At 34.0% G+C, this 12,299-nt stretch carries 10 protein-coding genes; 6 read left to right on the forward strand and 4 right to left on the reverse strand.

Annotation, left to right across the window (positions count from 1 at the left end; genetic code table 11):
- Positions 1 to 2 precede the first annotated feature (2 nt).
- Genes GCQ56_RS08025 through GCQ56_RS08040 form a run of 4 tightly spaced genes read right to left on the reverse strand, consistent with a single transcriptional unit; the run spans position 3 to position 2,521 of the window.
- Positions 3 to 1,658, reverse strand: a complete 1,656-nt coding sequence (locus GCQ56_RS08025; RefSeq protein ID WP_152733946.1) for a hypothetical protein — start codon at positions 1,656 to 1,658, stop codon at positions 3 to 5.
- 1 nt (position 1,659) lies between these two features.
- Complete coding sequence (locus GCQ56_RS08030) at positions 1,660 to 1,890, reverse strand: hypothetical protein (protein WP_152733947.1); 231 nt, start codon at positions 1,888 to 1,890, stop codon at positions 1,660 to 1,662.
- Between the two features lie 16 nt (positions 1,891 to 1,906).
- Positions 1,907 to 2,239 carry a hypothetical protein gene (locus GCQ56_RS08035; RefSeq protein WP_152733948.1) on the reverse strand — a complete coding sequence of 111 codons (333 nt, stop codon included), beginning with the start codon at positions 2,237 to 2,239 and terminating at the stop codon, positions 1,907 to 1,909.
- A gap of 24 nt (positions 2,240 to 2,263) precedes the next feature.
- Entirely contained in the window at positions 2,264 to 2,521 is a 258-nt protein-coding gene (locus GCQ56_RS08040) for a hypothetical protein (RefSeq protein ID WP_152733949.1), read from the reverse strand.
- Positions 2,522 to 2,902: 381 nt separating this feature from the next.
- Between GCQ56_RS08040 and GCQ56_RS08045 the strand changes: the two genes are divergently transcribed.
- From GCQ56_RS08045 to GCQ56_RS08070, 6 genes are all read left to right on the forward strand, one after another.
- The gene (locus GCQ56_RS08045; RefSeq protein WP_152733950.1) at positions 2,903 to 3,850 is read left to right on the forward strand and encodes a LytTR family transcriptional regulator DNA-binding domain-containing protein; all 948 of its coding nucleotides are present in this window, start codon (positions 2,903 to 2,905) and stop codon (positions 3,848 to 3,850) included.
- Between the two features lie 169 nt (positions 3,851 to 4,019).
- Positions 4,020 to 6,371 carry a TonB-dependent receptor domain-containing protein gene (locus GCQ56_RS08050; protein WP_152733951.1) on the forward strand — a complete coding sequence of 784 codons (2,352 nt, stop codon included), beginning with the start codon at positions 4,020 to 4,022 and terminating at the stop codon, positions 6,369 to 6,371.
- Between the two features lie 344 nt (positions 6,372 to 6,715).
- The gene (locus GCQ56_RS08055) at positions 6,716 to 7,975 is read left to right on the forward strand and encodes an aminotransferase class I/II-fold pyridoxal phosphate-dependent enzyme (protein WP_193323739.1); all 1,260 of its coding nucleotides are present in this window, start codon (positions 6,716 to 6,718) and stop codon (positions 7,973 to 7,975) included.
- Between the two features lie 11 nt (positions 7,976 to 7,986).
- Positions 7,987 to 8,715 carry a TetR family transcriptional regulator gene (locus GCQ56_RS08060; protein ID WP_152733953.1) on the forward strand — a complete coding sequence of 243 codons (729 nt, stop codon included), beginning with the start codon at positions 7,987 to 7,989 and terminating at the stop codon, positions 8,713 to 8,715.
- Positions 8,716 to 9,305: 590 nt separating this feature from the next.
- Positions 9,306 to 9,917 carry a leucine-rich repeat domain-containing protein gene (locus GCQ56_RS08065; protein WP_152733954.1) on the forward strand — a complete coding sequence of 204 codons (612 nt, stop codon included), beginning with the start codon at positions 9,306 to 9,308 and terminating at the stop codon, positions 9,915 to 9,917.
- Between the two features lie 325 nt (positions 9,918 to 10,242).
- The gene (locus tag GCQ56_RS08070; RefSeq protein WP_193323740.1) at positions 10,243 to 12,288 is read left to right on the forward strand and encodes a TonB-dependent siderophore receptor; all 2,046 of its coding nucleotides are present in this window, start codon (positions 10,243 to 10,245) and stop codon (positions 12,286 to 12,288) included.
- Positions 12,289 to 12,299: the final 11 nt, after the last annotated feature.

Here is a 12,299-nt window from a genome sequence, read left to right on the forward strand (position 1 = left end):
GCTTACTTCTCAAAATCAAGAGATAATCTATTGTATTTAAAATCACCATCAGAAAGACTCTTAATAAGCTTAATTCCAAGCTGTATCCAACCCAAAGGACCTTTTATAACTTTGATAGCTATGGAAATAACGATTCCTAAAAATTCTGAAACCTCCTCAAGAGCTTCTGAAATTTGTTGATTATTTTGAATGTGTTCTTCTATTAATTTTTGATTGGAATGAACAAGTGTAGTAACACTGTCAAAATTAAAATCATAATCAGTAGTCAATTGACTTTTGCCGTTTACTGTTTTAACGATGCGTTTCGAGAAAAAGAAAGACAAACCTGTTTTTGCCATGTGAAATGCCTTTTTCAGTTCACGCATTAATATTTTGATTCCATTTTTGAACCATTTAAACAGGTTACGAATAGCTTCAATTACCCATTTAATGCCATCTTTTATAATCTCTCCAATTCGCTTAAAAAAACGTCCAATCGATCGAAGCAATCTTTTTCCTCCACGTGTTTTGGACTTTCTGTGAGAGGGTGTTTTAAAATCATCTTTAATCTGTTTTTCAATTTCACTTAAAACCTCTTTCTTCTCTTCTTCCTTATCCAACTTGCTAACAATGCTGCTAAATTCCTCTGATATGGTTTTCATTTTTCTTTCTTCTTCCATCTCGTTAAGAACTGGTAGAAGAGCCTTAAAAAGATAAGTTGCATTTAATACCCACTTATCCTTACCCAAGCGCAGAATTAAATCACTTAATTTATATCCTTCCTTGCCACCATAGGTTTCATGTATGTATGCGATTAAGGAGTGTAGACCTGTAATACTAAGGGGACCAAGATCATTATCTAGTTTGCCTTGATAATTGCCCAATAGCCACAATCTAATTTGCACCAATCGGGTCATTAATCGATGCAATTTATCTTCCTGAAATGCGTTAAATTTCTTTTTATTATTGCTAATCTGTTCTAAGGTATCCTTACTTTCCTTGGGAATGAATTGCAATCTGGAATTGAATCTTTTTTTATCGCTTCTAACTTTAACGCCTTGATGTTTTAATTCTTTGTAGGAGTTTTTAAAGTAGAGTAGGTGTTGGTAATTGGAATTAGTGTACTCATCTTGTTTGGCAATTGCTAAAGAAAGATCCTCTATATTTCCCAATAGCTTAATAATTTCTCCTTGATCCGCAGTGTTACACCAATTCCCCACTTGATTCAAGTTATCGGCAATATCTTCAGAAAGCTGATTCGAGATGCTTTCATTAAAAATAGAAAGGATTCCAAGTCGCCAATTCAGAACTCTAGAAAGAATAGGATTCTGTCTGATTTCTTCCAATGAGAACAGATGAAGTTCAAACTCTCCTTCAAGAGATGATATTTCGTGAAGAAACTCCAATTCTTCTTCCGAAAGCAATTGCATTTGATCATTACTAAAGGAAATTATTTCAGAAGAAAATGCTTGTTTGTGTAATTCATATTCACTTCTGAATATAGCAATGCTTAAATCTAATTCAGCTTTGGAAGCACTCTGTTTATTGCTATTTCGGTCAAGTTCTATATAACCTAAGTTATCCAATACCTCTTCGCATTCAAGTTTATGAATACGAGCGAAATTTTCCTCAATTTCCTCATTTAAAAACTCATTTTTGAACATCTCTTGTATCGACATACTATTTATTCTTTCTCATGAATTTTAGAAATTTTTCAAATTGCGTATGAATTTGAAAAGTATATTTTCCATACTCACTACTTGATTGAATTTCATTTTCATCTCCTTGTACAAATGGGCTTAGCTTGTGAGCATTTTCCTCTTTCAGCTTATTCCATATGTCAGAAACCTGAAATGAACTATTCATGTCAACTTTAAGAGTATAGAAAATATATTTGATCTTTTGTTTCACGAATTCAATTGGTTTATCATTTAATAATGTTTTCCACGGCACTATAAATAGTATTGAATAAAGTTTTACGCGTTTCAAGAGCAGAATCTACTAAAAGACTATGTTCCTCGACTAAAGCTGCCATTTCTTCTTTTTTATTGATAAAATTAACAGCATCGCCATCCAGTTCAAATCGGGTATAGGCAACCAAATCCGATTGATCTAATTTTGCTCGAATAGCTGTAAAAATATCATTATTTGAGGCTGAGCTAAGATCGAATTTATTATCATTTGCATTGGTTAGTGTTGCTACCTCCAATGAGGACACATCAGAAATTGCCGTTTTAATTTTGTCTAAATTGATACTCATAATAGTTTGATTTAAGTGTTAGTATTAAAGGAGTGACCTGTGAATAAAATTCCAGACCGATTTTCTGTTACGATTAGAGGAAATAAGCAATTCATTGTGCAATTCGGCATGATGCTGTGCATTAGGAGCCATAACATGAATGGAATCTCCTTCTAACTCAACTTTCCCATAAGAAATGAATTTTGCAGTTTGACTATTTACATTGTCTTTTTCAAGAATAGCTACTTCGTTACTGCTCAGATCTTGTATTAGATCTTGCACTGCTTTTTTAAAATCTGACATTGCAGGTATTAATAAGTAAATTTAATAGTCGTTTATCTTTAAGGTAGAAGCATAAAAGTTCTTCTGTAATTATTCAATTTTAATCTCAAGCTGGAATATTTTTATCTCATTAGTATATATTCCGTTACTGATATTTTATTTGTAATATTCAGTTAGCTAGATTAAGTTCATTAAATATAATAAGTATTTATTGAAATGTCAATAATATTAATGATGTTACTGTTAGTTCTGATTTATGAGATGTTATTGACATATCCATTTCCTTTAGGATACAAGAGTTTTGTATTTGAATAAATATTTCTAAAATCTACTTATTTCATTTAAATTGTGAGATAAATCAATTTTATTTGGTATTCATAAAACTAAAATGCAGTATTTTTGATGAGTACAGACGATATAAAATTCTCAGATTATAATTATCTTTATCCTTTGCAAAACCAACCTCTTATTCCGTTTATGAACTCTGCTAGCTTCGATTGGCTAAATAAAAAGTATCCTCAAAATTACATTATTAGAAAGCCATTAATTGGAACTTTTATAGTAGTAATCTTTTGTTACTTGTTTACGATTCTATACAGACCGCAGCATGCTCATAGTTCTGATCCGTTTAGCTTTGAAGCAACTTTAGCAATTTATAGCTTGATTTTAACGCTACCTCTTTATTTCACAATTAGAATGTTAAAGTTGTTTCCCGCTTTTAATGAAATAAAGAATTGGACTCTTCTAAGAGATATTAAATTTGGTGTGATCCTTTTCTTGTTATTAGGTGTTTGGAATTTTTTCGCTGGTTATATTATGGAATCTTCTGAAGGACGTTGGAACATATACACTTTTCTTGATTCTGTAAAAACTCCCTTTATAATGGGTCTGCTTCCCTATTTTTTCTTTACCATTCAGAATAGGAGACATTTACTCGATTTAAATACTCAAAAAGATGTTGTAGATTCCGAGAGGAAAGAATCTAAGAATGAACTGATTTATATCAACTCCAAATTAAAAAAAGGACACATTAGCTTCGATCCAGAATCATTTCTGTATGCAGAATCAAATGCGAACTATGTAATATTTTATTTTTTAAAGAAGAATAGGATAGAAAAGGAAATGGTGCGAAATTCAATTGGAGATGTTGAGAAACAATTAAGTGATATCCCTTATTTAACACGTATCCACAGAGCATTTATTGTGAATGTGAAAAAGGTTAAGAATAAGAAAGGGAACAGTTCGGGTTACCGCATAGAAATTGCAGGAACAGATATTGATTTGCCAGTTTCAAGATTGAATGTTGCCAATTACGATCTGTTGGAACAGGATTTTAAAAAAACTCAATAGTTTACTCATCCCAGATAATAACCTTTCATCCCAGTTTTTGAAATAAGTCTAGCAGGAATTTGTCATTTATCACAAATTCATGATGTCTGTACCATATTTTTGCCTCTTGAGCCTATATTTCCTGACTTTGCAGTGAATATCAATTGTAAAACTTAACCCCACAGGAAACATGAATTGTTGCGATCAAACCAAATTGAAACGATCATTACTATTAATTTTAATGTTCTTATTTAGTCAATTTAGAATACTAAGTGCTGAAGGAAAACAGAAGATGCATGGTCATATTATTGATCAAATGGACAATAGTCCAATAGCATTTGCGACCGTTTCATTACACAATCCAGGTGATACCTCTTTGATAACAGGTACCACAAGCAATCAGAAAGGATACTTCGAAATTAGTAAAGTACAAATGGGAAGCTATTTGCTTCGAATTAGTTTTATTGGATACAAGTCAAAAATAGTTAAACTAAATCAACAAAGCAGTTGTGATTTGGGGACATTCCCAATTAGGCAGGAGAGTGTTCGTGTGGGAGAAACATTAATTGTGGGAGAGCGCATCAAAGCACAAACCAGTAATAGAGGTACGACTTTTTTTATGAATAGAAAAATCTATAATGCATCCAATACAGGAGTGGATATTCTCAAGCATCTTCCCGGCGTTCAGGTAGATTTAATGCAAAACCTGAGTTTGGAAGGCTCTTCCAATATTATCATTTTGGTTGATGGTAAAGAACGGGAATTGCAATATATCAGTCAATTAAATGCAAAGCAGATTGATAAGGTAGAAATCATTCGAAGTCCAGGACCCAAATATGATGCTCATATTAGTGGAGTAATAAATGTAACACTTAAAGAACGAGAAGTGGGGATGAGCGGACATATTTTCTCGGAAATTCCAACCAATGCTCAGGAGATATTCCTGGATCCAATTTGTGGATTGAATTATACCAATAGGAAATTAAATCTGTATACATCCTACAGTGGAAGACTAAGGTATTTTAATAATACAGAAGAGAATACAAAAATCTTGTCCACCGATATGGGATTGAAAACCTTTCATTCTTCGCTGGACTTAAGACAAAAGAACTGGAAGCACCAAATTCATTTAGGAGCAGATTATCATTTTGACTCGAAAAATCAATTTAGTTTGTATGCCTTTGTATGTCCAGAAAATCAAAGTTTTGAAGGTACAGCAGATATGAAAGTAAGAACCGGTGAGCTGTTAAACTTAAAGGAAACAAGTGGTAGATTGGAAAAAAATGATTACATCCTCTCACACTATTCAATGTATTACAAACACTTGTTTGATAAATCAGGAAAAGAGATTTCTTTTGATTTAAACTATTTTCGATTGACGGGAGAGAAGTCTATTTTATATGAAAATCAGGAAAGTTCGAACCTAAATGGTGTAAAGCCGGTGAATCAGTTTGTTGGATTTCGTATGGATTATACTTCTCCGATTGGATCAAAAATAAACATGGATGCAGGATGGAAAAGTCAGTTACGCAAAATGGAAGACAGAAACTCTAAAAATTTTAACTATCAGGAAGATATTCATGCCGCTTACCTCTCATTTTCATATGGAAATAAGAAATGGAAGGCTTCCATTGGAATTCGGAGTGAGTATTCTTATCTAGGAGTAGATAAGGGGAATGAAAATGAAGAAATTTCGGTGCTTCCCAATTTGCAATTGACTTTACAAGTTTCTAAGAAGCAAAATCTCAAGTTGAACTACAGAAAAAGCCTAACACGTCCGCATGTTTATCAGTTATCACCAGGTGTTACCAGAATAGATCCTGTAAGTTTGAAAAGAGGAAATGCCGATTTACTTCCTACTTATCATCATCATTTTAGCTTGAATCACTCCTTTTCTTTTGGGAAGAATTATATATCCACTCAAGTGTATCATGTTCTATCTAAGGATCTGATTCAAAATTATGCCTTTGTCAATCAAGATCAATTGTTGGAAAATAACATTGGCAACCTTGCAGAAAGAAAAGAGTATGGCTTTAAAATTAGTACGACTATTAGCATGTTTAGGTCCATTGGAATTACTCCTTATTTGAAAGGATATAAGAGGTACGATAAGCCTAATCAATTAGCTAGACAATTAGCAATTGCAAAGAAAAACAGCTCTGGATTCGAATTGGGGTTCTCTTCGAGAATAAATTTTACAGATGACTTGACTGCATCTGCGATATTTCAATTCAACAGTGCAAACTACGATTTGCAAAATAAAAGATTCAGCGATGCTATATATGTATTAGCACTCAATCAGTCATTTAAAAACGGGTTGAAAGTTGGAATCTCCTCAGCCATACCATTAAAAAAGGACTTTACCCATGCAGGAGTGAGAAGTAGTGGCAGCGATTACTTCTCAAATACAGAAGGGAAAGTTCATGTGTCTACTTTTTTTATTCGCCTTCAGGCTAGTTATCAGTTTAAATGGGGAAAACAGAGAGCTAAAATTAAAAGGCAAACAATAGAAAATCAAGAGGTTCCAAATCAAAGTTTTTAGAGAATCTACAGAGACAATTTTTATTGCAACAATTAGCTAAGTTTTGGAAGTTATCAAAAGCATTATTCTATCGCTGTTATCATACAGTATTGGAATAGTGCTTTTGTCATTCTTATTAAGCTTATCATTAATTTTTCTTGTGACCAATTGCACGGTGGATAGTAATAATTGATATTAATAAAGCGATAATAATGGATTTTTCATAATAAATTCGAACTTAAAAGTATACATTGATATTTTTGTGATTATAAAATATGTGTATATCTTTCTCTAAATATTATATTTGCATGACGATTGCTAGACTAAATCGTACTAAAGAGTATTTAAAGCATAAAAACTACTATATGGAAAAAATTTATACAATGAGAGATTTTGCAGATATGCCAGAGGCAAATATTCATCAATCTGCAGAACATTTTCAAAAGTTCATCAATCAGTTCGAGAAAGATAAATCGTACCCTTATGGTTTTATATCTGGAAGCGCCATAAGTAGAAATATGGATGTGATTGACTATTATTCTGGAGATCGAGTACCGACGGTTAGTTTTGTTTCCAGCAATTATCTGGGCTTATCGCAGCATCAAAAGGTGAAGGATGCAGTTAAAGATGCAGTTGAGTTATATGGAGCAGGTACTTGTGCTGCACCACCGATTGGTGGTTATACAGATATTCATAGAGCTTTGGAGCAAAAGTTAGCCCGATTGCATGGGAAAGAAGATGCCATTTTGTATACATCCGGTTATGCCGCCAATATTGGTGTATTTCAGAATCTATTCAATAAATCTGATTTGGTTTTGGTGGATATGCTTGTACATGCCAGCATCTACGATGGATTAAAGAATAATACGAATACCAAGATCTATGGTCATAACGATATGAATTATCTCGAGATGGTATTAAAAAGGGAGCAAGGTAAATATAGAAATCTGGCAATAGTTGTAGATGGAGTATTTTCTCAAGATGGTGATTTTGCCAATCTGCCAAGCATATGTATGCTGGCAGAAAAATACAATGCTATGGTCTTTGTTGATGATGCTCACGGCGTGGGAGTGATAGGAGATGCTGGAAGTGGAACAACGAATTACTTTGGTATGGAAGATAAGGTAGAGATGGTTACTGGAACGCTGAGTAAGTCACTCGGATCGACAGGAGGTTATGCAGCTGGATCAAAAAAGCTAATTGACTATTTAAGATTGTATTCCCGTTCCAATACCTTTTCAGCATCAATTGCACCGCCAGCTATTGGTGGTGCTTCAAAGGCTCTTGATCTACTAATCGAAGAACCTTATATCATTAACGCACTTTGGGAAAATACAGCCTATCTAAAGAAAAGATTATCAGATATGGGCTATTCCATTGGTAGGTCTGAATCTCCAATTATTCCTTTAATGATTAAAGATGACATGAAATCCATTTTTACTGCTCGTAAGTTATTTGAAAGAGGAGTGTATGTTGTGCCTGCAACTTATCCGGCAGTAAAATTACGTAATTCAAGATTGAGAGTTAATGTTTCGGCATTGCATACCTTAGAAGATTTAGATTATTTTTGCAATACCTTAGCCGATGTCGATCAGGAGTATGATCTTCATCTATGCGCAAATTAAGAAAGTAAATCATGGCAAATGTAAGAGAAAGAAAAGCAATCGCAGCTAAAATGTCACTAATGAAAGCGATTGGTAAAATCCTGAAAGAGAAGAGTTATTCTAAGCTAAGCATAAATCTGGTTTCCGAAGAGTCTGGCGTAGATAAGGCTTTTATATACAGACACTATGAAAGCTTTGAAGGGCTATTGAAATCTTATATTGAGAAGCAGGATCATTGGCTAATGAATCTGGAAGAGGTTACCAAGATACCCATTGTAAATCATCGCAAATTCATGAAGGATTTGCTTACCAATCAATTCTTAGGCGTATACGAAAGTGAAGAGTTTCAGCAGTTCCTGGTATGGGAATTGGGCGATAAAGCCGGATTTACAGCTAAGGTATCAGTAGAGCGCGAAATTCTTGCAAAACCAATCTTTGAACAATGCAGAAGCGTTTTTCAGGATTACCGAATTGATCTCAATGTAATTTATGCCTGGTGGTCAGCTGGAATCTACTTCCTAATTTTGCACAAGGAAGTATCCACCTTTTGTGAGTACGATTTTACCAAAAAACAAGATGTAGATGAATTTTTAAAGACCTTGGCGTGGATGGTCGATCTTTTATTCGATAAATTGGAAGCAGACCAAAAGCTAGAACAGATGGCTGTTAAAGCCCACAAAAAAGGATTGTCTGTGGAAGATGTGGCGGATATTACGGGCTTGTCAAACAGTAAAGTCAGAGCACTAGTGCATTCTTTTTAGCTGATAATACATTTAAATCCATTTATAGAGTTGTCAATTCCGAATTGGCAGCTCATTTTTTTTTGCCTGTTTCGAACGTATGGATTACTTATTAGTAGTGTAGGTTAATAATGGATTAACTTTGTAATAAACTGAAAATTAATGGCAAACCATTTTCATTAAGTTTAAATGTACCATAAAGTTCGAATATGATGTAAAATTTTATATCTTGGAGTAGTTTTTAAAGTATGTAGTAATTTCTTACTGATACATTAGACGCTTGTCAGCTTTATTTCAGTTGAGCTTCCATCGTTCTGTATCAAATTCAGCACCTGCCACAATAAACGTAGCAGGTGCTGATAGGTTTATATAGGTATTTACTACATCAGTAAGAGTAAAATAAAACCATGAGAATATACTTGTTTTCAAGAACCAAATTGTTCAATATCTTGCCATGTAAATAATAAGAATGCTTTAAAATAGGATATCGTCACAAAGAACTTTAGGTTTTCGGTTTGGAGTGATTTTCTCCAAATTTATGGACATGTTCTTGAATGAACGAAGTTTTCACTATTTTGTACTTCCACAGGAATAAATTTAGAATTATTTAAATGGGAGATGCACATACAATTGAAGAATTGAGCGTACAAATAAGTCGTAAGCTAAAGCAGGTTAAAAAAGTCAATTGGCTTATAAAAGGTTATCAACTAAATGAATTAAATCAGATTACTCACTTAAATATTTCGAAAGTTGCTTTGAAAGGCAAATGGCCTCCTGCACTGTTTAAATTAGAACATTTGGAGTTTCTGGATATTCAGCAGAACGATTTAGAATACATTCCCAAGGAAATATCTCAATTGAAGAAATTAAAGTGTATTGACATTCGCAACAATCAAATTAATGCTTTGCCTGATTCTTTTATGGATATACTTGAACTTGCGAAGCTATATCTTGGGAACAACACCTTTACTGAAGTTCCTAAATTGCTTTCTTCTTGCCAAAATCTTAGACTAATTGACTTTACAAATAATCAACTTACCAAAGGATTGGAATATTTATTGAAATCAACGTCTATTACCAATATTTATCTTGAAAACAATGACATCAGTCAATTCCCATTTCATCAGATTAGAGACAAGCAACTTTTAGAATTGAATTTAGTGGATAACCCTCTTGATATTGTACCTGATGAAATACCACATGTTGGGAGATTGTATGTATAGTATTTAACTCATCAAAAAAAAGCAGAAGTATATTATATACCTCTCTTACATAAAGAACATAATGAGCATCAAGAAGAGTTAGGTATATGATTAGATTTTGGAAAAATACAGGAAGATTCTCGTGCTTTCAATGTATTCATTAATAATTATATGCTTAGTGTTTTTGATTATAAATTTCCATTAAATTTTTAGCTGTTCGGGAACTTAATAGCAGTGTAATTTAATTGGAAATAGAGCTTTAATAAGCTAAAATAAGAATTCATTTAAGATTATAAGATCGGATTAATTTCTACTTTTGCCACCCTTATTATAAAAAATGAATACAATGTATAAACAAAGCCTTGGGGATAAAATGTTAACATTCCGTAGATGGGCTGGCAAAAACTATTCATTATTTCAGACGCTTAACAGACAAGTTAAAATTACCGTTTTACTTGTGATTTACCTTACTGTTACGCTACCCGAAAATGTTTTTGCTCAGACCTTATCAACAGATGTAAGCATGGAGTATGACTTGGATGAGATCAAAGTCAGTGCCCAAAGATCACCTGTAACCTACTCGCAGGTGGCACGGATTGTATCCGTAATCGAGAGAGAGGAAATTGAAGCTGCTCCCGTGCAAAGCATACAGGAATTGCTGGAATACGCTCTTAGTGTTGATGTCAGACAAAGAGGTGTTCATGGTGTTCAGGCAGATATTTCGGTTCGGGGAGGTTCCTTCGATCAAACTTTAATTCTTTTAAATGGCATCAACATCTCCGATCCCCAAACCGGACATCACAACTTCAACCTTCCGGTTAGTCTAAAGAGCATTTCAAGGGTAGAGATCCTTCAAGGTCCTGCAGCACGTGTTTATGGTCCCAATGCGTTTTCAGGAGCCATTAACATCATTACCGGTGAAAATACCAATAAGGAAATGAATTTGGATCTAGCCTACGGAGAGCACAACCTGCTGGATGTGAATGCAAGTTATGGTTTTCAAACTGGGAATTTTCAGCATTTCGTAGCTGGCAATCGAAAATCTTCCGATGGGTATATCGACAATACCGATTTTGAGACTCATAACCTATTTTATCACGGACAATTGGAAAGTGATCCAGGTAAACTGGATGTACAATTGGGCTATACAGAGAAAGGTTTTGGAGCCAATAGCTTTTACACACCTAAGTATCCAAATCAATACGAAAAAACAAAAACTACATTTGCATCGGTTCAATATGAAACGGGTAAGAAGTTGCATTTTAAACCTGCACTATACTGGCGAAGACATCAGGACCGTTTTGAATTGTTTCGCGACAATCCGGCAAGTTGGTACACAACGCACAACTATCATTTAACCGATGTGTTGGGAGCTAGTATAAATACATGGTTTAGCTCTGCCTTGGGAAAAACTTCCTTTGGAGCTGAATTCCGATCAGAAAACATTTGGAGTAATGTACTAGGGGAAGAAATGGATGAACCTATTAAGGTTCCAGGCGAAAGTGACCAGTATTTTACTCGATCTCATTCACGTTCTCACGTTTCCTATTTTGCTGAGCATTCCCTATATCTTAACAAATGGAGTATCTCTTTAGGAGCCATGTTTAACTGGATTTCCGATCTGGATTTCGATTGGAAAGTTTATCCGGGAATAGATATTGCCTACCAAATTAGTAATGATCTAAAAATATATTCATCGGTGAATACCTCTATGCGAATGCCAACCTTTACAGATCTGTATTACAACGGTCCGAGTAATATTGGTAATCCTGATCTAAAACCTGAGAAATCGCTTACAGTTGAAGGTGGTATAAAATATAATAATAAAGCCTTAAAAGCTCATTTAAATGCATTTTATCGAAATGGTAAGGATTTAATCGATTGGGTGAGGGAAGATCAGGAAGAGAAGTGGAAAACACAGAATTTAACCGAGGTCAATTCCTTTGGTATTGAATCTGGATTTGATATTTCTCCAGAGAAAGTTTTGGGGCAGCCAATTTTCATTAAGAAAGTAAAACTGAACTACTCCTACATTAAGCTGGATAAAGGCAATCAAGAATATTTCTCCAATTATGTGCTCGACAATTTAAAGCATAAGTTTGATGTTTCTATGCACCATAGTATTTGGAAAAATTTGGCAGCCAATTGGCAAGTAAGTTATCAGGATAGAAATGGTTCTTATATGCAATTTGAAGATGGTGATTACACCGGAGAAGTTGCTTACGATCCTTTTTGGCTGGTAAATTTAAAATTGTATTGGAAGCATAAGAATTTGGAACTGTATTCAAGTGTCTCCAACTTATTGGATAAAAACTACAATGATATTGGGAATCTTCAACAGCCCGGACGTTGGTTCACATTCGGACTGCACTACAAATTAAAGTTCAAGTAAATTAGCTGATA

Origin of the sequence: Marinifilum sp. N1E240, assembly GCF_009295825.1 — a bacterium.
Lineage (GTDB): Bacteria > Bacteroidota > Bacteroidia > Bacteroidales > Marinifilaceae > Marinifilum_A > Marinifilum_A sediminis.

Coding starts and splice junctions, on each gene's coding strand:
- GCQ56_RS08040 (WP_152733949.1), bottom strand. CDS start 2,521: ATGTCAGATTTTAAAAAAGCAGTGCAAGATCTAATACAAGATCTGAGC.
- GCQ56_RS08035 (WP_152733948.1), bottom strand. CDS start 2,239: ATGAGTATCAATTTAGACAAAATTAAAACGGCAATTTCTGATGTGTCC.
- GCQ56_RS08045 (WP_152733950.1), top strand. CDS start 2,903: ATGAGTACAGACGATATAAAATTCTCAGATTATAATTATCTTTATCCT.
- GCQ56_RS08025 (WP_152733946.1), bottom strand. CDS start 1,658: ATGTCGATACAAGAGATGTTCAAAAATGAGTTTTTAAATGAGGAAATT.
- GCQ56_RS08050 (WP_152733951.1), top strand. CDS start 4,020: ATGAATTGTTGCGATCAAACCAAATTGAAACGATCATTACTATTAATT.
- GCQ56_RS08070 (WP_193323740.1), top strand. CDS start 10,243: ATGTATAAACAAAGCCTTGGGGATAAAATGTTAACATTCCGTAGATGG.
- GCQ56_RS08060 (WP_152733953.1), top strand. CDS start 7,987: ATGGCAAATGTAAGAGAAAGAAAAGCAATCGCAGCTAAAATGTCACTA.
- GCQ56_RS08065 (WP_152733954.1), top strand. CDS start 9,306: ATGGGAGATGCACATACAATTGAAGAATTGAGCGTACAAATAAGTCGT.
- GCQ56_RS08055 (WP_193323739.1), top strand. CDS start 6,716: ATGGAAAAAATTTATACAATGAGAGATTTTGCAGATATGCCAGAGGCA.